This window comes from Plantactinospora sp. A48, assembly GCF_055793945.1.
On the sequence record NZ_JBTIXF010000010.1, the window covers coordinates 61,738 to 81,578 of the forward strand.

Below are 19,841 nucleotides of genomic sequence, written 5' to 3' on the forward strand. Positions count from 1 at the left end.
AAGATATCGAGCCGAGTCGCTAAATCGACGGTCATCGAAGGAGGGCTCGCGATCTTTTTGGCTACCCGCGGTCGCGACCGATCCGCCCCCGAGTATCCCGGGCGACATCGTTCAGTAATCTTCGAGGCGCGTGTCGCAGGCCGATGACCGCCAGCTTGTACCTCCAGGCCGGAACGCTGATCATCTTGCCTTTCCGCAGGTCACGCAGGCTGTCAGCGACCACATCGTCGGCCGAGAGCCACATCCAGGATGGTGTCTTGGACATGTTGATCCCGGCTCGATCGTGGAACTCCGTACGGGTGTAACCGGGGCACAGGGCGAGCACCCGAACGCCGTATGGGCGCACGGACTGCGCGATGGATTCGCTGAAGTTGGTCACCCACGCCTTGCTAGCCGAATACGTTGATCCGGGCATCAGTGCGGCAAAGCCGGCTATCGAAGAGACATTTATCACTGCCCCATGTCGCCGTTCCACCATGCCAGGCAGCACCGCGTGGGTGAGTCGAAGCACCGCTTGCACGTTCAGCCGAAGCAGCCGGATCTCGTCCTCGACCCCGGAGCGCAGAAAGGGCCGATTGAGACTGATGCCGGCGTTGTTGACCAGCATGTCCACCGCCGCCACGCTCGCGCGCAGCCGCTCCTCGACCGCGGCACAGCCGTCGTCGGTGGACAGATCCGCCGGCAGCACCTCGACCGGCGTACCGTGCCGGCTCGTCAGCTCCGCGGCGGAGGCCGCCAGCCGGTCGGCGTCCCGGGCCACCAGGACCAGCGGCCGTCCCTCGGCGGCGAGCCGGCGGGCGAAGGCGGCGCCGATCCCGGCGGTCGCGCCGGTGATCAGGGCGGTGCCACGCCGCGCGGCCCCCGGAGGGTCACCGCCGGTCACGGGTACGGGGTCAGCGTCTGCCACTGTCGGTCCTCACCTCGGTCGGGGGCGGTTGCGGAGCCGGGCCGAACGATCGGGTCGACCCGGCCGGCGAAGGCGGCCCGGCTGTCACGGGCTGCCCCGCCGCGAACGGCGGCCCGGCTGTCACGGGCTGCCCGGCCGGTGCAGGCGGCCCGGCTGTCACGGGCTGCCCCGCCGGGAACGGCGGCCCGGCCGGTGAAGGCGGGCCGGCGGGTGGGACCGGCCCGGCCGGCCGAAAGTAGGCGTTGGCCGCGGGCAGGGCCAGGAGGGCGGCCACCACGAGATACCCGAGCGCCTGTCCGGCCGCGAGCGCCGCGCCCAGGGCGGCCCACCACGACGGGTACGCCTCGGCGGCGGCCCGGACCAGTTGCTCGGCGGCCAGATCGTCGGAACCGAACCGCAGCGGCACCACCCGCTGGACGATGGTCACGGTCAGTGCCCCGCAGCCCAGCAGCAGCCCCACGGCGCTGACCACCCAGGTGGCCAGCCGGGCCCCCGGTCGACCCTGGGACACCCCCAGCGCCAGCAGCACCAGCAGCACCGCCATCCCGATCGCGATCAGGGTCGCCAGTGCGGCGGCGCCCCGGATCAGCACGAGCACGGTGGCCAACTGCCGAGCACTGGCGGCCGTGCTTGCGGTCGCCGACCGGAACCGGTCCACCGTGCCGCCGAGAATGGCGAGACCGGTCAGGGCGTGCGCGAGGCCGGCCGCGGCCATCAGGGTCAGCAGCAGCGCCGCGCCCGTCACGGCGGTCGGCCGGCGCCGGCGCGGCACGGCGACGGGCAGCGATCCTGGGTACGACACGGGCGATCCCCCCGGGTTGTGGTTGGTTTGCAACCTACCCGGGGGGATCGCCATGCGGTACGTCGTACAGCCGAAGCGTCAGTGCGCCGTGGGACCTGACTCGTCGTCCGGGCGGTCCGAGCGCGGACCCGGCTGCTGCGGATATCCCGGCGAGGTGCCCGGGGCGGACGAGCCGGGCTCCTGACCCGGGTAGCCCGGGTTCTGCGGGTACCCGGGGTTCTGTGGGTAGCCCGGGTTCTGCGGGTAGCCCGGGTAGCCGGCGCCCGGCGTCGGCGGCTCGAAGCCCGGCTTCGGCTTGCGGAAGAAGGCGTTCGAGGCCGGCAGCGCGAGCAGGACCACCACCGCGATCAGGGCCAGCAGCGTCAGCACCGACAGGGTCATGGAGATCGGGCCGTACCAGGAGGGCAGCACGTCGTTGAGCCGATCCCGTACCTCCGCCGCGCTCGGCGCGTCGCCGCTGCTGCTGCCACCCATCGAGTTGGTCAGACCGGAGCTGGCCACCCCGAAACCGGTGCAACAGATGCCGATGCCGCCGAGCACCCAGGTGACGATCCGGGCCGGGTTCTTGCCCCGGCTGTTGAGCACGCCCAGCACCACGAAGCCGATCGCCAGCAGCAGCGCGACGATGGCGCCGAACACCGCGCTGATCGTGGCGATCGATTCGGCGCCCTCCGCGGACGTACCGGCGTACGCCTCCTTGTACACCTGCTGGATCTTGCCCATGACCGACAGCGCGACGATCGCGCTGATCAGCTGCAGCGCGGCGACCGCGTACAACAGGTATGTCGAGATGGTGACGCTGCTGGGCCGCGCCACCGGCGCCGGCGCGCCCGGACTGCTCGGATCCGACACGTGCTCTCCCTTCCTAGATCCACGAAACGGGTTATCGATACCCTGCCAGCGTCCCGTGGCAAACGGTGGCTGACACACGAGCGGCCGCGACTAGACGGCCCCTAGTAACCGCGCCATTCAGCGCGGTTGTACTCCAGTACCCGGGGTTGCAGCAACGTCGAGGCCGGTACGTCCAACCGCCGTCGGTCGGCCGGGAAGGTCGCCGCCAGCCGCAGCGTGTCGGCGTCCAGGAAGCGCAGCGCCGGGGCGTTCGCCGGCAACCCCAGCTCGGGCGGCGTGGTCCCGGGCGCCGCGAGCACGAATCCCCAGTCGCCGAAGGAGGGTACGTCGACGTGGTACGGCACCGTCGCGAACCCGGCGTCCCGGATCGAGTGCTCGATCGACCAGTACGACCGGGGCGCGAAGTACGGCGAGCCGGCCTGGACGACCATCCGGGCGCCGGGTGCCAGCACCGCGTGGATCAGGGCGTAGAACTCGACCGTGTAGAGCTTGGCCGTCGCCGTCTCGTCCGGATCGGGCAGGTCGACGATGACGGTGTCGAAGGTGCCGGTCTCGGCGCGCAGCCAGCCGAACGCGTCGGTCTGCACGAGGTGGACCCGGGGGTCGTCGAACGAGGCGTGGTTGAGGGCCCGTAACTGCGGCTCGGTACGCGCCAACCGCACCACGGCCGGATCGAGATCCACCAGCGTCACCCGGGTCACGTCCGGATACCGCAGGATCTCCCGCAGGGCCAGCCCGTCCCCACCGCCGAGCACCAGCACCGAGCCGTGCGTCCCGCGCAACGCCGGGTGCACCAGTGCCTCGTGATAGCGGTACTCGTCGGACGAGCTGAACTGGAGATCCCCGTTCAGAAAGAGCCGCAGGTCGGTCTGGGTCTGGCCGGGCGCGGCCACCGCCCGGGTCAGGACGATCTCCTGGTACCGGCTGCGTTCCGCGTGCACCACCGGATCCCGGTAGAGCTGCTGCCGCGCGGTCACCTCGAAGTCGTGGGCCGTGCGGTAGGCGTACCCGAGACACAGCGCGACCACGACGGTGCCGGCGGCCAGGCCGACCCGGGACCGCCGGCCCAGGTCGCGCCGGAACACCGTGCCGACCAGCGCCAATCCGGCGAGCGCGTTGACCGCGCCGACCACCAGGGCACCGCGGAGCAGGCCGAGGGCCGGCATCAGCAGGAACGGGAAGGCCAGCCCGCCGAGCAGCGCGCCGACGTAGTCGGCGGCGAACAGGTCGGCCACGGCGCTGCCGGCCTCCTGCGCCCGGATGCGTTGCAGCAGCACCATCAGCAGCGGGATCTCGGCGCCGATCAGCAGCCCCAGCACGAACGCGGTGATCACCAGGGCGGGCGCGTACAGATCGAGCCAGGAGAACGCGGCGTACAGGCCGAGCACCGACAGCCCACCGAGCAGCGCGAGCGCCAGTTCGACCGCGGCGAACGCCGGGGCCGCCCGGGACTGCAACGGCTTTGCCGCCAGCGCCCCCACGCCCATCGCGAAGACCATCACGCCGAGCACGATGGACGCCTGGCCGACGGTGTCCCCGATCAGATAGCTACCCAGGGCGACCAGGGCGAGTTCGTAGACCAGCCCGCACGCGGCGCAGACGAAGACCGCCGCCAGGACGGCGACGCGGGCCGGTCGTCGCCGCAGCCGTGCCGGAGACGTACCGGTGGCGATCGGCCCACCCGGCGCCACCTCGCCGCCCTCAGCCACCGGGACGGCCTCAACCACCGGAGCGGACTCAACCGCCGGGACGGCCTCAACCATCGGGACGGCCTCGGCTGCTGGGGCGGCCGACCGGGGCGCGGCCTCCATCAGCTGATCGCGGCGGCGATGACCGCACCGGTGGCCAGGTGGACCACGGCGGAGACCCAGACCGCGGGGTGCGGCTGCGGATCGACCAGGATCTCACCCAGCCGCCCCGGGGTGGCCAGGTCGAGCAGCAGGAACGCGCCCGCCATGAGCAACAGGCCGAGCACCCCGTACGCGGCGCAGCCGACAATCCCGGCCTTGAAGTCGTCGTCGCTCGCCACGATGGCGGCGACCACGATGATGCCCACGCTGGCGAGGTTCGAGGCGAGCAGCACGGCGGCGTTGCGGTTCCGGTCGGTCCAGATCAGCTGGTTGAGCCGGCCCGGGGTGGCGACGTCGACCAGCAGGTAGCCGAGGCCCATGAGCAGCACGCCGACGACGCCGTAGGCGAGCGTCACCAGCAGGTCGGTGGCGAGGTTCGGCAAGGTGTCTCCCAGGGATGAGTGGTTACTTGCCCGCTCCGGGCCCGCCGCCCCGGACGGTGCTACCCCGGCTCCAGCCCCAGCCGGAGCCCACCGTGCCGTGGTAGCGCGGATAGGCCGTGGTCATGCGTTCCAGCAGGATCAGCGAGCCGGCGGCCAGCGGCCGGATGACCACCGAGTCGTCGCCGTAGCGCAGGTAGTAGCCGCTCGGGTCGACGTACCGGTCGGCGGGCCGCCAGGCGCCGGTCAGCTCCTTCGCCACCTGGCTCGGCGGCCGGGAACTGGTGTAGGCGATGGCGTCCCGGCCGATGTCGTGGCTGGCCGACCGGGCGTAACGGTCCTTGACGTAGCCGCGCGGGGAGAAGGTGCCGAAGAACAGGCCGGTCCCGGCGACCAGCACCCCCACCAGGGCCAGCGCGGCGCCGAGCCCGATCCATCTGCGGTGTGTCACGGCAGGTTCACCCTCGACTCGGTCCGGACCAGCTCGCCGGTCTGCGGATAGGCGTGCCAGGTCTCCCAGCCGATGACCCCGGGGGCCGGAGCGGGGCGTACCCGCAGGGCGGTGACCGCGTCGGAGTCGCCGGGGAAGACCCCCACCAGCGCGGCCGGGTCGTCGGCGAGATCCCGGCGCAGCGCACCGACCCGCTCGGCGAGGTCGGCCCGGTCGAGCCGGAACACCCGGGAGGCGAAGTGGTACGCGCCGTCCCGCGAGGCCACCTCGCGGGGTAGCGCGGGACTGCCGGGCAGGCAGGCCACGGTCTCGGACCAGGCCGCGCCGGACGCGTCGATCCGCACCTGGTGGGAGGCGCCGAGCAGGCGCAGCCGGACGGCGACACCGGCCACCTCCACGGTCAGCACGTGCAGGGCCGGTCGGACCGGACCGTCCAGCGAGAGGCTGAGATCGGCCGCGGTGGTGTCGGCGTACGGGGTGTCCAGGTCGACCAGCATCGGGTGGTCAGTTCTCCCGCTCCGGCGTGGACCCGGGATAGATCATCACTTCGGCCCGGCGCAGCGACTCGCCCCGGGCCACCTCCCAGGACGCGCTGTCCCCGTAGGACTCGAAGGACAGCAGCGCACCGTCCGGGCTGCGGTAGTCGTGGTAGCGGACCGATCCGGTCGGGTTCAGCCCGGTGGTGCCGGTGCCGGTGTAACGCGCCTGGCCGGACTCGTCGCTGGCGTACCGCCGGCCGTCGAAGGCCACGCTGTCCGGGCCCGGCGTGACGGTCGCGCCTGGTACGGCCGTCCACAGCGCCAGTTCCAGATCCGGGTCCTCCTCCACCGACAGCCACCGCTTGACCCCCTGGGCGTCGTCCAGCAGGTGTTCCGCCCAGCCCCAGTCGCCCTCGGTGAAGTGCAGCGAGCCGCGGACGCCGTACGAGGTGCCGCGGATCTCCACGATGTCACCGGGCCGCAGCCGGCGAGGGTCACCGCGCAGCGCGTCGGCGTCGTCGTCGGGCTGCCGGAACGGGTCGGCGGGGCCGGTCGGCCGGGCCGGTGCCGTACGCCGCTTGGCGGCCCGCAGCGCAACCGCGGCGATCACGATCCCGGCCACTGCGACCAGGCAGCCCAGCCCGGTCACCACGAAGGCCAGTGTCCCGTTCACCCGTCCACCCCCAATTCCCCGTGTTGGGCGAATCCCCGTGCTGGGCGAAGACGGTAACAACCCCGCGCACCTGGGGGAATCCCGGACGGATCGAGTGGTCAGTCGGTGACTGCGTGGTGTAGTTGGCTCCGGGCGTACTCCCCCAGGGTGGTGCGGTCCATGACGCAGCCGACAAAGGTGGTGATCTCGCTGCGGTCGGCGGCGAGCGTCTCCCAGGCGGCGCGACCGGCCGCCGGATCGAACCGCCCGAGCAGGCTCGCGGCGTACGCCTTTCCGGCGGGTGATCCGCTGGCGAGGACCTCGGTCAGTCGGGCCCGCAGTTCCTCCGCCCGGTCGGGCAGCAGACCCTCCAACACCTGGTACGCGGCCGTCGGCGGCAGCGTCTGTCCGGCGAACCCGACCCCGCCGAAGGCGAGCGTGTCCGCCCGGCCCAGTTCCTCGACCGCCTCGTCCACGTTCCGGTCCCGTCCCGTGATCACGCCGTCCCGTTCCCTCTCACCTCGTCCCAACATGCCCTTCCCTTTCCCCTCCGCCCCCCGTTCCATCCGCCCAGCAGCGTTGATCATGAAGTTAGCGGCCGATTCGATCTCCAGAATCGCCGCTAACTTCATGATCAACCGCAGGGGTTGGGGGTGGGGGGTCAGGGGTGGGTGAGGGTTAGGGTTTCCTTGGTTTCGGACAGGGTGACGTGGACGGTGTCGCCGTCGCGGATCTCGCCGGCCAGAAGTGCCTTGGCCAGCTGGTCACCGATGGCGGACTGCACCAGGCGGCGCAGCGGACGGGCGCCGTAGATCGGGTCGTACCCGTGCTCGGCCAGCCAGTTGCGGGCCGGTTCGGTGATGTCCAGGGTCAACCGACGCTCCGCCAGCCGCCGGCGCAGCCGGTCGAGCTGGATGTCCACGATCGACCGCAGTTGCTCGCCGCCGAGGCTGGCGAAGACCACGATGTCGTCGAGCCGGTTGAGGAACTCCGGCTTGAAGTGCGAACGGACCACCGCGAGCACCTCCTCCCGGCGCTGGTCCTCGGTCAGCGTGAGGTCGGTGACCACCGAGGAGCCGAGGTTCGAGGTCAGGATCAGGATCGAGTTGCGGAAGTCGACCGTCCGGCCCTGGCCGTCGGTCAGCCGGCCGTCGTCGAGCACCTGCAACAGCACGTCGAAGACGTCCGGGTGGGCCTTCTCCACCTCGTCCAGCAACACCACCGAGTACGGCCGTCGGCGCACCGCCTCGGTGAGCTGGCCGCCCTCCTCGTACCCGACGTAGCCGGGCGGGGCACCGACCAGGCGGGCCACCGAGTGCTTCTCGCCGTACTCGCTCATGTCGATCCGGACCATGGCCCGCTCGTCGTCGAAGAGGAACCCGGCGAGTGCCTTGGCCAGCTCGGTCTTGCCGACGCCGGTGGGGCCGAGGAACAGGAAGCTGCCGGTGGGCCGGTCGGGGTCGGCGACCCCGGCGCGGGCCCGGCGGACCGCGTCGGAGACCGCGCCGACGGCCTCGGTCTGGCCGACCACCCGCTCGCCGAGCGAGGTCTCCATCCGCAGCAGTTTCGCGGTCTCGCCCTCCATCAGCCGACCGGCCGGGATGCCGGTCCAGGAGGCGACCACCGCCGCGATGTCGTCGGCGCCGACCTCCTCCTTGAGCATCGCCCCGTCGGCCTGGAGCCCGGCCAGTTCCTCCTCGGCCTTCGCGAGGTCGGCGCGCAACGCCGGAATGCGGCCGTAGCGCAGCTCGGCGGCGCGTTCCAGTTCGCCGTCCCGCTCGGCCCGCTCCGCCTCGCCGCCGAGGCGTTCCAACTCCTCCTTGGCGGTGGACAGCCGGGTGATGTGCTCCTTTTCCAGTTGCCAGCGCTCGGACAGCGCGGTGAGCTGTTCGCGCTTGTCGGCCAGCTCCTTGCGCAGCCGCTCCAGCCGCTGGGCCGAGGCCGGGTCCGGCTCCTTGGCCAGCGCCATCTCCTCGATCTCCAACCGGCGCACGGCGCGCTCGATCTCGTCGACCTCGACGGGCCGGGAGTCGATCTCCATCCGCAGCCGGGAGGCGGACTCGTCGACCAGGTCGATCGCCTTGTCCGGCAGGAACCGGTCGGCGATGTACCGGTCGGAAAGCGCGGCGGCGGCCACCAGCGCGGCGTCGGTGATCCGGACGCCGTGGTGTACCTCGTACCGCTCCTTGAGCCCGCGCAGGATGCCGATGGTGTCCTCGATGGTCGGCTCACCGACCAGCACCGGTTGGAATCGACGCTCCAGCGCCGGGTCCTTCTCGATGTGCTCGCGGTACTCGTCCAGTGTGGTGGCGCCGACCATCCGCAGCTCACCTCGGGCGAGCATCGGTTTGAGCATGTTGCCGGCGTCCATCGAGCCCTCGCCCTTGCCGGCGCCGACGACGGTGTGCAGCTCGTCCAGGAAGGTGATGACCTGGCCGTTGGAGTTCTTGATCTCCTCGAGCACCGACTTGAGTCGCTCCTCGAACTGGCCCCGGTACTGCGCGCCGGCGACCATGGCGCCGAGGTCGAGCGAGACCAACTTCTTGCCCCGCAGCGACTCGGGGACGTCGCCGGCCACGATCCGCTGGGCCAGTCCCTCCACGATGGCGGTCTTGCCGACGCCGGGCTCGCCGATCAGCACCGGGTTGTTCTTGGTACGCCGGGAGAGCACCTGGACCACCCGACGGATCTCCGAATCCCGGCCGATGACCGGATCGATCCGGCCCTCGCGGGCCCGCTCGGTGAGGTCGACGCCGTACTTCTCCAGCGCCTGGTACGTCTGTTCGGGGTCCGCGGTGGTCACCCGGCGGTCGCCGCCACGGACCGTGGGAAACGCGGCCACCAGGGTTTCCTCGGTGGCACCGGCGTCGGTGAGGGTCTTCGCCACCGCGCCGCCGACCCTGGCCAGCCCGGCCAGCAGGTGTTCGGTGGAGGTGTACTCGTCACCGAGCGGCCGGGCGATCTGCTCGGCGGCGTTGATCGCGTTGGCGAACTCGCGGGACAGGCTGGGTTCCGCGACGCTGCTGCCGCGCGCGGCGGGCAGGTTCTCCACGGCCCGCGCGGCGGCCCGGCGGATGTCGGCGGGGTTCGCGCCGGTGGCCCGCAACAGGGCGGCCGCGGTTGATCCGCCGGTGTCCAGCAGCGAGAGCAGCAGGTGCCACGGTTCGACGGTGGCGTGCCCGCGCTGGTTGGCGATGGCGACCGCGCCGGTGATGACTTCGCGGCTCTTGGTGGTGAGACGTTCGGCGTTCATGGCTCCCCCGGGTCAGGTATGTCCACTGGGAATGACACAACCAGACTTGAGTCTATTCCGCTCAAGTCTAGGACGTGACGCCGGTCACTCGGGAAGGAGTTCGACCTGGATCCACCGCCGGTCAACGCCGGAACCGGGCGCCAACCAGACGGTCCGCGGATACGTGTCGGGCACCCCGCACAGGGTGCCGTCCTCCAGCAGCGAGAGGTCTGCGGTCGGCCAGCTCACGGGCTCGTACCGCCCGTTGCCGATCACCCCGAGGCCCGCCGACCCCCGGATCAGCAGCAGGCCACCGCCGATGGCGCTCACCCCGTAGGCCAGGTCCGGGTGGCCGTTCGCCGGCTCGGGTCGCCAGCCGGTGCCGTCGGACCGCCACACCACCGGAAACGACTGCGGATCCTCGCGATAACCGACCAGCCACACATCGTCGCCACTGAGCAGCGGTTCCAGCCGGCTCAGCGGCTCGCCGGGCGCCGGCACGGGGGTCGACCGCCAGGTCCGACCACCGTCCAGGGAAGTCGCGGCGTACGGCCGTCCGCGCTGCACGCCGGTCGCCACCAGCCGCCCCTCGCTGTAGCCCACCGCGTCCAGCCCGGGTACGTCCGGCTGCCGGGGCACCGGCCGCAGCCGGTCGGCGGTCCACTCGGCCACCCGGCCCCGCCCGTCCGTCTCGCAGCACACCTGGAACCGGCCCAGGGTCCCGAAGTACGCCATCGGTGGATGCTCGACCGAACCGGCCTGGCGGCTGAACGTGCTGCCCCGGTCGATCGAGGCGTACCAGCCGTGCGGTTCGGCCAGCAGCACCAGCCGGTTGCCCCGCGCGTAGAGGTGGAACCTCCGGGCCGCGGCCAGCGGCAACGGGATGCGCTCCCAGTGCCGCCCGCCGTCCACGGTGCGCAGCAGCACCCCCGGGCACTCCCGTACCGGAGTGCGCGCCCCGGCACCGGAAGGTCCGGCCGGACAGCTCTGGAACAGCGCGTAACCAGCCTCCGCGCTGGTGAACAACGCGGTCCAGGGCGACGGGTCGGCGGGTACCGGAAGCCGGTTGGTCCGCACCTGCCAGGGCCGGTTCGGGGCCGGCCCGTCGTCGGCGCCGGACGGCGCCGCGGCGGTGGGCCGGGCCGGTGTACGCCGGACGTCACCGACGCCACAGCCCGGGAGCGCGACCAGCACGGCGACGGCCCCGGTGGCGACCCGGAACCGGACGGTCCACCACCGCGGGTTTCCCGGTCGCCGACCGCGTTCCGCCCGTGGCCCGTCGGCTTGCCGGGCAGCGCGCGATCGGAGCATGGGGGTCATCGCATCATCGTGTCCACGGTTCGGAGCAACCGGCAACCGGCGACCGGGCGGTAGCGGTGCGACCGGTTCGGCGCCGCTCGCTGTCCGGGCCGGCGCGGCAGGGACGTGACCGTCGGACGTTGCCTCAGTAGGGTTCGAGCAGGAACTGGTCCCAGGTACGGTCGGCCGTCCGGCCGGTGCCGAGAACCGGTCCGTCGCCGTTCGGCGCGGGCACCAGGATGGTGCCGTCCATCAGCACCTCCAGCTCCTCGTTGTGGATCGGCCAGTCGATGGTCTCGTACCGGTCCGCCGCGACCAGGCCGCTGCCCGCCGAACCCGACATGACCATCATCCCGGCCCCGATCGGCGCCGTGAACTCGGCCCGGCTCGCCGACAGCCCGGCCGTCCGGATCGGGATCCAGGGCGCCGGCTCGGCCGGGAGCGTCCCCGGCGACGCCGGCGATGGGGGCGACGACGCCGGAGACGTCGACGATGGGGACGGCGCCGCCGGTGGCGGTGGCGGTGGCGGTGTTGATGACGGCGTCGGGTAGCGCCACAGGGCCGGCGGTCGCTCCTGGTCGGCGAACCGGACGGTCAGCCACGGCTCACCGTCGGGGGCGACCTGGAGGCGTACCACGGTGATGTCCGGCGGCACCGGTCCCGGCACGGCGGTCGGCCGCCACGACCGGCCGTCGTCGGTCGAAAGCGCGACGGCGAGCTGCCCGCCGGCCAGTCCCGCCACCCACAGGCGCCCGTTCCGGTACGCCACCGAGCTGATCTGCGGGACCGGTGGTGGGGAGGGCAACTGCCGGGCCCGCCCGCCCTGCCAGTCCACGATGTCGCCCGGCCGGGAGTCGTCGTGCTGGAACCGCGCCAGACTCTCCTGGAACGCGGCCGGGAGCCGCTGTTCCGCGCCGTCGGTGGCCCGCAGGTAGGTGTGTCCGTGGTCGGTGGAGCGGTACCAGTCCGGTGCCGCCCACAGCAGCAGGTCACCGCCGTACGTGACCACCAGCTGGTGGCTGCGCGCCTCGGGATGGGGGTGGTGGATCCGCCGCCACGACGAGCCTCCGTCGTTGGTGCCCAGCAGGATCGCCGTGCAGAGCGGCTCGCTCACCCGGGACGGGCCGGTCAGCGTGCCACAACGGGTGAACTGCGCGTACCCGGTGGCGGCGGTGACGAAGTCGATCTCCTCGAGCCGGTAGTCGTCGGGCACCGGCACCCGGACCCGGTGGACGGCCACCACCGGCCCGGTGCTGCTGGGCCCGGCAGACGGGGCTGGCACGGCGGGCCGCCGCACCTTGCCGACGGAACAGCCGGCGGGAGACAGCAGGAGCGCCAGGGCGAGCGCACCGGCGGCCCGGCGGCGGATCGGGGTCATGCCGCAAATGATCCCGACCGGCCCCCGCGATATCCAGCCCGTCTCCGTCAGGCCTCGACCGCTGGCCGGCGACGGTAGCCTTCACCAGGTGCGAGTACGTGTGGAACAGACCGCCCTGCCCGGCATCGGCGTACGCCACGACGTGATCACCGGCTCCGGCCGGCGGATCGGGGTGGTCAGCCACCGCAACGGCCGGCGCGATCTGGTCCTCTACGACCAGGACGACCCCGACTCGTGCCTCGCCAACATCGAACTCACCGACGACGAGGCCGAGGCGCTCGCGGACATCCTGGGCGCCTCGCTGATGCTCGGCCAGCTCTCCGGCCTGCGGCAGCAGGCTGCCGGGCTGCTCACCGAGCAGATCGCCATCCCGGCCGGATCGAGGTACGTCGGCCGCCCGCTGGGCGCCACCAAGGCACGGACCCGCACCAGCGCCTCCATCGTCGCCGTCCTGCGGGAGGCCGAGGTGATCGCCTCGCCGGACCCGTCGTTCCAGTTCGCCGCCGGTGACGTCGTCGTGGTGGTCGGTACCCGCGACGGCCTCGACGGGGTCGCCCGGATTCTCGCCCAGATGGATCCGGACGGCTGAGGCGGATGCACCACGAAATCACCGTCCTGCTCATCGAGGTCGGCACGCTGCTGCTCGGCCTCGGCCTGCTCGGCCGGCTCGCCCGGCGGATCGGGTTGTCCCCCATCCCGCTCTACCTGCTCGCCGGGCTCGCCTTCGGGCACGGCGGCCTGCTCCCGCTGAACGCCAGTGAGGAGTTCTTCGCCACCGGCGCCGAGATCGGCGTGATCCTCCTGCTGGTCATGCTGGGCCTGGAGTACTCGGCCGGTGAACTGGTCGGCAACCTGCGCTCGGCCGCTCCCGCCGGGCTGGTCGACGCCGCCCTCAACGCGCTGCCGGGCGCCGCCTTCGCCCTGCTGCTGGGCTGGGGGTGGGTCTCCGCCGTCGTCCTCGCGGGCATCACCTGGGTCTCCTCGTCCGGCGTCATCGCCAAGGTGCTGGCCGACCTGGGTCGGCTGGGTAACCGGGAAACCCCGGTGATCCTCTCCGTGCTGGTCATCGAGGACCTGGCGATGGCGCTGTACCTTCCCCTGCTCACCGCGGTGCTCGCCGGCACCGGCCTGTTCGGCGGTGGCGTCGCCCTGGCGGTCGCGGTCGGCACCGTGGTGCTCGTGCTGTTGATCGCCACCCGGTACGGGCACGTCATCTCGGCGATGTTCCCGGTGAACAACCCGGAGGCCCTGCTGCTCGGGGTGCTCGGGCTCACCCTGCTGGTGGCCGGCGTGGCCGCCCAGCTCAAGGTGTCGGCCGCGGTTGGTGCGTTCCTGGTGGGCATCGCACTGTCCGGGCCGGTGGCGCACAACGCCACCCAACTGCTGTCGCCGCTGCGTGACCTGTTCGCCGCCGTCTTCTTCGTCTTCTTCGGCCTGGCCACGAACCCGGCCGACATGCCACCGGTGCTGCTTCCGGCGTTCGCCCTGGCCGTGGTGACGATGGTGACGAAGGTGGTGACCGGGTACTTCGCCGCGGGCCGGATCGGCGTCGCACTGCCCGGCCGGTTGCGGGCGGGCCTGGGGTTGATGCCCCGGGGGGAGTTCTCGATCGTCATCGCCGGCCTGGCGGTCGCCTCGTCCTCCGTCGAGCCCCGGCTCGCGCCACTGGCCACCGCGTACGTGTTGATCACGGTCGTTACCGGGCCGCTGCTCGGCCGGTTGCCGGATCTGCCCGCGGTGAAGCTGTGGCTACGGCGGCGGGCCGACAACCGCCCGCGTGAGCCGCTTCCGGCGACGGATTAGGCCGCCCGGACGGTACTGGCGTAACGGGTTGATGAAATGGCACATGGCAGGCCTTTCGTAGATCCGGCTGGACGCGCTACGGTTTCGCGTCAACAGCCAGTGGTGCGTGCCCGGATACGGCGCGTGTCCGCCGCTATCACGAGCGGAAGGTCTACCCCGGGGTGAACGTGCAGGAGTCGGGGGCCAACGGTTTCGCCAATCCGGTCGACCCGAGCGCCGCCGAGCTACGCACCTGGGCCTACGACCCGGATTCGGTGCCGCTGGAGTCGATGCCGCAGGACTGGGACCTGTTGGTCTCCGGTGACCATCTGGTGCCGACCCTGTTCGAGTTGGCGATGGATCAATCCTGCCCGGCCCGCCGGTTCGCCCAGCATTGTCTCTACATCTACGCGGCCGACGGAATCCGGACGAACTTCAAGGCCCATCCTCGCCGTCGGCTGCGCAAGCTGGTGGAACGGGCCGAGCACGACGGCGACGAACCGATGCTCATCTGGGCGCACAACTGCCGGATGCTGCTGGCCCGGCCCCACCTGTTCGACTATCACGACTGGTGCGAGGGTGGTCTGGTCCGCAGCGGTCGACGGTTGTAGCCGACGCCACGCCAGCGGGGCGGACGGTCCGGACATCGCTGCCGGCCGAACCGAGGGGTGCGGGCCGGGAGCCCCCGTGGATCCCGGCCCGCCGGGTCACCGCCTCCGACGTCAGCCTCCGGTACGCCGGCCCTCGGCCTGGCCTACCTGCTCGCGGACCTGATCCTGACCGTGGTCGACCTGGTCGACGTGGCGGTCCTCGGTCGGCTCACCCTCCTCGTCGGCGACACTCTGGTCGACGGTTTCGGCTGGGTCGAGCGTCCTCCGGGCCCTTCCGGTCATCTTCTGGAATGGATCGGCCATGGCGGTGCCCCCGATTGGTCCAGATTAGGCAATTCGGACCAAAACAAAGAGTAGTCCACCTAATCGGCTAAAGCAGCGAAACCCGTCTTCCTGGACAATCAACGGCCCCCGACCGGAGAACCGGTCGGGGGCCGTGGTCAATCGATGGCGGTCGGGTGGTCAGTCCCGACCCTCGGGACGAACCGGCCGCCACACCACCAGGGCGGTCGAGGGTCGCCGGGTCGGGACCAGATCGGCGCGCGGGAACGCCCGGGTCGCCTCCAGTTGGGCGATCCGCTCGTACGCCTCGGCGAGTTGCGCCTGCGCCTGCGCCAGCCGCTGCCGCAACCCGTCGGCGAGCTGCTCCAGCTCGATGATCCGCTTGATGCCGGCCAGGTTGACCCCGTCGTCCTGGCTGAGCCGCTGCACCTCGCGCAGCAGGGCGACATCCCGGGCGCTGTACCGGCGCCCGCCGCCGGCCGCCCGACCGGGCTGCACCAGCCCGAGCCGGTCGTACTGCCGCAGCGTCTGTGGATGCATTCCGGCCATCCGGGCCGCCACCGAGATCATCAGCACCTTGGCGTCGGACGCCTGGGCGACCGAGATGATGAACTCCTCAGCCATCGTGATCACCTCCGCGTCGACGGCCGCGCACGCTCAACTGACACGACGCACCCGGGCGTCGAGATGTTCCCGGGCCGCCCCCGGGGTCTGCTCGGCGAACGTCTCCAACGCCGCCCGAGCCTCCCCGGACAACTGTTCCGGCACCACCACCTCGATGGTGACCAGCAGGTCGCCGGCCCGGCCGTCACGCCGGACCACGCCCTTGCCCCGGGCCCGCAGGGTGCGACCGCTCGGCGTACCCGGCGGCACCCGCAGGGTCACCGCGCCGTCCATCGTCGGTACCCGGAGGTCCGTACCCAGGACCGCCTCGGCGAACGTGACCGGCACGGTGAGCGTGAGGTCGTCGCCGCTGCGTTTGAACAGGTCGTCCGGTCGCACCTTCACCAGGACGAACAGGTCACCCGGCGGACCGCCGCGGTCTCCCGGCTCGCCCCGGCCGGCCAACCGGATCCGCTGGCCGTCCGCCACCCCGGCGGGGAACCGTACGGTGATCGTGCGGTTCTTCGTGACCCCGCCCGTGCCCCGGCACTCCGGGCACTTCTCGTCGACGATGGTCCCGACGCCCTGGCACTCCCGGCACGGTTCGGCGAAGCTGAACGCGCCCTGGTCCCGGGTCACCACTCCGGCGCCCTGACAGACCGGGCAGGTCCGCGGCGTGGTGCCGGGCTTGGCGCCGTTGCCGTGGCAGACGTCGCAGACACCCGGAGAACGCAGCGTCAGCGGCAGCGTGACGCCGTTGACCGCGTCCGCGAAGTCGATCGACACCTCCGCCTCGACGTCCCGGCCCCGGGCCGGGCCGCGTGGCCGGGTGGTCGCACCGCCACCGTTGAAGATCGACCCGAACAGGTCGGAGAAGCCGCCACCGCCACCGCCACCGGCGCCGAACCGGCCACCCGCACCGGGTTGCCCGCCAGCCCCGCCGAACAGGTCGGACACGTCGAACGGCACCCCACCCGGCCCACCGGCGCCGGCCCGGGCGTTCCGCCGGAACGCACCCGAGCCGAACAGCGAGCGCATCTCGTCGTACTCCTTGCGCTTCTGCTCGTCGGAGAGCACGGAGTACGCCTCGGAGACCGTCTTGAACCGGCTCTCCGCCTCGGCGTTGCCCGGGTTACGGTCCGGGTGCAACTCCCGGGCCAGTTTCCGGTACGCCTTCTTGATCTCATCGGAGGAGGCGGACTTACCCACCCCCAGCGCGGCGTAGAAGTCCTTCTCCAGCCAGTCCTTGGAACTCATCTGTCCACCTCCCTCCCCGGATCGTCGGTGCCCGCCGCCCCGGTGAACCGGTCCGGCGGGCACCGGTGATCCCGCATTCCGCTATTCCGGATCGGCGACCGCGACCAGCGCGGGCCGCAACAGTCGCTCGCCCAGTTGGTAGCCACGCCGCATCACCTCGACGCAGGTCGGCTCGGTGACCTCGGTTGAGGTCTGGTGCGCGACCGCCTCGTGCCGGGTCGGGTCGAACGGGTCGCCCTTCTCGCCGAAGGCGGTCAACCCGAACTTGGTGAGCGCCGCGGTGAGCTGCTCGGCGACGGTGCCGAACGGACCCACCAGATCGCCGTGCTCACGGGCCCGGTCCAGGTCGTCCAGGATGGGCAGCAGTGCCACCAGGACGGTTCCGGTGGTCTGCTCGGCCACCAGCCCCCGGTCCCGGTCCACCCGCTTGCGGTAGTTGGCGTACTCGGCCGACACCCGCTGAACATCCCGGGTCCGCTCGTCGAGTTCGGCGCGCAGGGCCTCCAACTCGGCGCCGAACGGCCCGGACCGGCCGGTCGACCCCTCCGCCGGCCCGGCCGGGGCGTCGACCACCGGCTGGTCACCGCCGACGGTGGCGCCCGCCTCGGCCTCGGCCTCGGCGGCCCGCTCGGCCGAGTCACCGGCCAGCTCAGCCTCGGTGGAAGTGGCCGGGGTGAGTTCGTCGGCACCCTCGGCCGGGCCCCCGGTGGGCTCGGGGGCGTCGCCGGGCTGGTCCGCGGACCCGTCCGGTCCGGCGGACGTACCGGTCCTGCGCTTGTCTCGGATGACGACGCGCTCGCCGGTGGTGTCGCCACCACCGGCGGGCGTGGAGCCACCCGGCGCCGATCCGGCGGTGCCGGCCTCGGCGGCTCGTGGCTTGTCCGTCATGCGGTCTTACCTTCCGTTCGCGGCCGCGGGGCTCGCGGATCCGGCGTGTTTCTCGCGTTCACCGGTCGCCTCGATTTCCCTGCTGGTGGGCGGTGGACCGACACGTCACTTCTTGTCGTCCTCGTCCACGATCTCCGCGTCGACGACGTCGTCGGCCCCGGCCGTACCGGTCGGGCCGCCGGTGGCGCCGGCACCCGCCGCGCCCGGTCCGGCCTGCTGGCCCGCCTCGGACTGCTGAGCCGCGTAGAGCAGCGAGCCGGCCTGCTGGGAGACCTGCGCCAGCTTCTCGTGCGCGGACTTGATCTTCTCGATGTCGCTGCCGCCGAGCGCGCCGCGCAGGTCGCCGAGCGCCTCGTTGAGCTGGTCGCGGTTCTCGGCCGGCAGCTTGTCACCGCTCTCGGCCAGGAACTTCTCGGTCTGCCACTGGAGCTGCTCGGCGAGGTTGCGGGTCTCCGCCTCCTCGCGACGCCGCTTGTCGTCGTCGGCGTGCTCCTGCGCGTCCCGCATCATCTTCTCGATGTCGTCCTTCGGCAGCGCCGAGCCGCCGGTGATCGTCATCTTCTGTTCCTTGCCCGTGCCGAGGTCCTTGGCGTGGACGTTGACGATGCCGTTGGCGTCGATGTCGAAGCTGACCTCGATCTGCGGCACGCCGCGCGGCGCCGGCGGCAGGCCGGTCAGCTCGAAGGTGCCGAGCTTCTTGTTGTACGCGGCGATCTCCCGCTCACCCTGGAACACCTGGATGAGCACCGACGGCTGGTTGTCGTCGGCGGTGGTGAACACCTCGGAGCGCTTGGTCGGGATCGTGGTGTTGCGCTCGATCAGCTTGGTGAAGATGCCGCCCTTGGTCTCGATGCCCAGGCTCAGCGGGGTCACGTCGAGCAGCAGGACGTCCTTGACCTCACCCTTGAGCACACCGGCCTGGAGCGCGGCGCCGACGGCCACGACCTCGTCCGGGTTCACGCCCTTGTTCGGCTCCTTGCCGGTGAGCTGCTTGACCAGGTCCGTGACGGCGGGCATCCGGGTGGAACCGCCGACCAGGATCACGTGGTCGACGTCCGAGACCTTGATCCCGGCGTCCTTGATGGCCTGCTCGAACGGGCCCTTGCAGCGGTCCAGCAGGTCCTGCGACATCCGCTGGAACTCGGCGCGGCTGAGCGTCACGTCCAGGTGCAGCGGGCCGGCCTGACCGGCCGTGATGTACGGCAGGTTGATGTTGGTGGTCGTCGCGGCGGACAGCTCGATCTTGGCCTTCTCGGCCGCCTCGCGGAGCCGCTGCATGGCCATCTTGTCCTGCGACAGGTCGATGCCCTGCTCGCCACGGAACGTCTTGACCAGGTGGTCGATGATCCGCTGGTCCCAGTCGTCGCCACCGAGGTGGTTGTCGCCGCTGGTGGACTTGACCTCGATGACACCCTCGGCCAGCTCCAGCAGGGAGACGTCGAAGGTGCCGCCGCCGAGGTCGAAGACCAGGACGGTCTGCTCCTTGGAGCCCTTGTCCAGCCCGTACGCCAGCGCGGCGGCGGTCGGCTCGTTGACGATCCGCAGCACGTTGAAGCCGGCGATCTCGCCCGCCTCCTTGGTGGCCTGCCGCTGGGCGTCGTTGAAGTACGCCGGGACGGTGATGACCGCGTCCGCGATCTGCTCACCGAGGTAGGCCTCGGCGTCCCGCTTGAGCTTCATCAGGGTCCGCGCGGAGATCTCCTGCGGGGTGTACTTCTTGCCGTCGATGTCGACGGTCCAGTTGGTGCCGACCTCCCGCTTGACCGACCGGATGGTCCGGTCCGGGTTGGTCACCGCCTGACGCTTGGCGACCTCACCGACGAGCACCTCGCCATTGCGGGCGAACGCGACGATCGACGGCGTGGTCCGCGAGCCCTCGGCGTTCGCGACGACGGTGGGCTCACCGCCCTCGAGAACGCTGACGCAGGAGTTCGTCGTGCCGAGGTCGATACCGACCGCACGTGCCATGTTTGCTTCCTCGCTTCGCTGCTGGAGCAGGTGACGGGCCTCGCCCGCAGCGCACCCGCCACAAGTTGAGTGGACCGGACTCAATAGTGCCACGATCAACGGAATCGTCAAGTCGAGGTTGAGTCGCCTAAGCGCAACTTCCGCCGTTGGGCGGATATTCCGGCCTCC

The 19,841-nt window shown here is 71.6% G+C and carries 20 protein-coding genes; 3 read left to right on the top strand and 17 right to left on the bottom strand.

The window, feature by feature from the left end; all coding sequences use genetic code 11:
• Window positions 1-61: 61 nt before the first annotated feature.
• The 12 genes from ACXN5W_RS07895 to ACXN5W_RS07950 all read right to left on the bottom strand — a co-directional run bounded on the left by ACXN5W_RS07895 (window position 62) and on the right by ACXN5W_RS07950 (window position 12,282).
• Window positions 62-883, bottom strand: a complete 822-nt coding sequence (locus ACXN5W_RS07895; protein WP_473157581.1) for an SDR family NAD(P)-dependent oxidoreductase — start codon at window positions 881-883, stop codon at window positions 62-64.
• A 10-nt stretch (window positions 884-893) separates the two neighbouring features.
• Complete coding sequence (locus ACXN5W_RS07900; RefSeq protein ID WP_473157505.1) at window positions 894-1,709, bottom strand: hypothetical protein; 816 nt, start codon at window positions 1,707-1,709, stop codon at window positions 894-896.
• 78 nt (window positions 1,710-1,787) lie between these two features.
• Window positions 1,788-2,561 carry a hypothetical protein gene (locus ACXN5W_RS07905; RefSeq protein WP_473157506.1) on the bottom strand — a complete coding sequence of 258 codons (774 nt, stop codon included), beginning with the start codon at window positions 2,559-2,561 and terminating at the stop codon, window positions 1,788-1,790.
• A 101-nt stretch (window positions 2,562-2,662) separates the two neighbouring features.
• Window positions 2,663-4,234 carry a polyamine aminopropyltransferase gene (locus ACXN5W_RS07910; protein ID WP_473157582.1) on the bottom strand — a complete coding sequence of 524 codons (1,572 nt, stop codon included), beginning with the start codon at window positions 4,232-4,234 and terminating at the stop codon, window positions 2,663-2,665.
• Window positions 4,235-4,371: 137 nt separating this feature from the next.
• On the bottom strand, window positions 4,372-4,794 hold the full coding sequence (locus tag ACXN5W_RS07915; RefSeq protein ID WP_473157507.1) for a DUF350 domain-containing protein: 423 nt from the start codon (window positions 4,792-4,794) through the stop codon (window positions 4,372-4,374).
• Window positions 4,795-4,816: 22 nt separating this feature from the next.
• Window positions 4,817-5,242, bottom strand: coding sequence for a DUF4247 domain-containing protein (locus ACXN5W_RS07920; RefSeq protein WP_473157508.1), 426 nt, complete (start codon window positions 5,240-5,242; stop codon window positions 4,817-4,819).
• Window positions 5,239-5,739, bottom strand: coding sequence for a DUF2617 family protein (locus ACXN5W_RS07925; protein WP_473157509.1), 501 nt, complete (start codon window positions 5,737-5,739; stop codon window positions 5,239-5,241). Before ACXN5W_RS07925 ends, ACXN5W_RS07920 begins: the two co-directional genes overlap by 4 nt.
• 7 nt (window positions 5,740-5,746) lie before the next feature.
• Window positions 5,747-6,394 (bottom strand): DUF4178 domain-containing protein, encoded by a 648-nt coding sequence (locus tag ACXN5W_RS07930; RefSeq protein ID WP_473157510.1) that lies wholly within the window; start codon window positions 6,392-6,394, stop codon window positions 5,747-5,749.
• Between the two features lie 98 nt (window positions 6,395-6,492).
• The gene (locus ACXN5W_RS07935; protein ID WP_473157511.1) at window positions 6,493-6,906 is read right to left on the bottom strand and encodes a hypothetical protein; all 414 of its coding nucleotides are present in this window, start codon (window positions 6,904-6,906) and stop codon (window positions 6,493-6,495) included.
• A 128-nt stretch (window positions 6,907-7,034) separates the two neighbouring features.
• Entirely contained in the window at window positions 7,035-9,626 is a 2,592-nt protein-coding gene (clpB, locus tag ACXN5W_RS07940; protein ID WP_473157512.1) for an ATP-dependent chaperone ClpB, read from the bottom strand.
• Window positions 9,627-9,710: 84 nt separating this feature from the next.
• Window positions 9,711-10,925, bottom strand: a complete 1,215-nt coding sequence (locus ACXN5W_RS07945) for a beta propeller repeat protein (RefSeq protein ID WP_473157513.1) — start codon at window positions 10,923-10,925, stop codon at window positions 9,711-9,713.
• Window positions 10,926-11,049: 124 nt separating this feature from the next.
• Entirely contained in the window at window positions 11,050-12,282 is a 1,233-nt protein-coding gene (locus ACXN5W_RS07950; RefSeq protein WP_473157514.1) for a beta propeller repeat protein, read from the bottom strand.
• Between the two features lie 88 nt (window positions 12,283-12,370).
• Between ACXN5W_RS07950 and ACXN5W_RS07955 the strand changes: the two genes are divergently transcribed.
• The 3 genes from ACXN5W_RS07955 (at window position 12,371) to ACXN5W_RS07965 (ending at window position 14,675) form a co-directional block, all read left to right on the top strand.
• Entirely contained in the window at window positions 12,371-12,871 is a 501-nt protein-coding gene (locus ACXN5W_RS07955; RefSeq protein ID WP_473157515.1) for a cation:proton antiporter regulatory subunit, read from the top strand.
• 5 nt (window positions 12,872-12,876) lie between these two features.
• A complete protein-coding gene (locus ACXN5W_RS07960; protein ID WP_473157516.1) occupies window positions 12,877-14,085 on the top strand; it encodes a cation:proton antiporter in 1,209 nt (402 codons plus the stop codon).
• Window positions 14,086-14,246: 161 nt separating this feature from the next.
• Complete coding sequence (locus ACXN5W_RS07965) at window positions 14,247-14,675, top strand: hypothetical protein (RefSeq protein ID WP_473157517.1); 429 nt, start codon at window positions 14,247-14,249, stop codon at window positions 14,673-14,675.
• Window positions 14,676-14,786: 111 nt separating this feature from the next.
• Here ACXN5W_RS07965 and ACXN5W_RS07970 read toward each other — a convergent pair whose 3' ends face one another.
• The 5 genes from ACXN5W_RS07970 to dnaK form a co-directional block, all read right to left on the bottom strand.
• A complete protein-coding gene (locus ACXN5W_RS07970) occupies window positions 14,787-14,978 on the bottom strand; it encodes a hypothetical protein (RefSeq protein WP_473157518.1) in 192 nt (63 codons plus the stop codon).
• Between the two features lie 159 nt (window positions 14,979-15,137).
• Complete coding sequence (locus ACXN5W_RS07975) at window positions 15,138-15,581, bottom strand: heat shock protein transcriptional repressor HspR (RefSeq protein ID WP_473157519.1); 444 nt, start codon at window positions 15,579-15,581, stop codon at window positions 15,138-15,140.
• A gap of 33 nt (window positions 15,582-15,614) precedes the next feature.
• Window positions 15,615-16,817 (bottom strand): molecular chaperone DnaJ, encoded by a 1,203-nt coding sequence (gene dnaJ / locus ACXN5W_RS07980; RefSeq protein ID WP_473157520.1) that lies wholly within the window; start codon window positions 16,815-16,817, stop codon window positions 15,615-15,617.
• A gap of 81 nt (window positions 16,818-16,898) precedes the next feature.
• Window positions 16,899-17,705, bottom strand: coding sequence for a nucleotide exchange factor GrpE (locus ACXN5W_RS07985; protein WP_473157521.1), 807 nt, complete (start codon window positions 17,703-17,705; stop codon window positions 16,899-16,901).
• Window positions 17,706-17,810: 105 nt separating this feature from the next.
• Window positions 17,811-19,673, bottom strand: a complete 1,863-nt coding sequence (gene dnaK / locus ACXN5W_RS07990) for a molecular chaperone DnaK (protein WP_473157522.1) — start codon at window positions 19,671-19,673, stop codon at window positions 17,811-17,813.
• Window positions 19,674-19,841 lie beyond the last annotated feature (168 nt).

Excerpts from the sequence above, each read along its gene's own strand:
- dnaK (WP_473157522.1), bottom strand. The coding sequence starts at position 19,673 with ATGGCACGTGCGGTCGGTATCGACCTCGGCACGACGAACTCCTGCGTC.
- ACXN5W_RS07950 (WP_473157514.1), bottom strand. The coding sequence starts at position 12,282 with ATGACCCCGATCCGCCGCCGGGCCGCCGGTGCGCTCGCCCTGGCGCTC.
- ACXN5W_RS07975 (WP_473157519.1), bottom strand. The coding sequence starts at position 15,581 with ATGGCTGAGGAGTTCATCATCTCGGTCGCCCAGGCGTCCGACGCCAAG.
- ACXN5W_RS07985 (WP_473157521.1), bottom strand. The coding sequence starts at position 17,705 with ATGACGGACAAGCCACGAGCCGCCGAGGCCGGCACCGCCGGATCGGCG.
- dnaJ (WP_473157520.1), bottom strand. The coding sequence starts at position 16,817 with ATGAGTTCCAAGGACTGGCTGGAGAAGGACTTCTACGCCGCGCTGGGG.
- clpB (WP_473157512.1), bottom strand. The coding sequence starts at position 9,626 with ATGAACGCCGAACGTCTCACCACCAAGAGCCGCGAAGTCATCACCGGC.
- ACXN5W_RS07945 (WP_473157513.1), bottom strand. The coding sequence starts at position 10,925 with ATGACCCCCATGCTCCGATCGCGCGCTGCCCGGCAAGCCGACGGGCCA.
- ACXN5W_RS07925 (WP_473157509.1), bottom strand. The coding sequence starts at position 5,739 with ATGCTGGTCGACCTGGACACCCCGTACGCCGACACCACCGCGGCCGAT.
- ACXN5W_RS07935 (WP_473157511.1), bottom strand. The coding sequence starts at position 6,906 with ATGTTGGGACGAGGTGAGAGGGAACGGGACGGCGTGATCACGGGACGG.
- ACXN5W_RS07960 (WP_473157516.1), top strand. The coding sequence starts at position 12,877 with ATGCACCACGAAATCACCGTCCTGCTCATCGAGGTCGGCACGCTGCTG.
- ACXN5W_RS07970 (WP_473157518.1), bottom strand. The coding sequence starts at position 14,978 with ATGGCCGATCCATTCCAGAAGATGACCGGAAGGGCCCGGAGGACGCTC.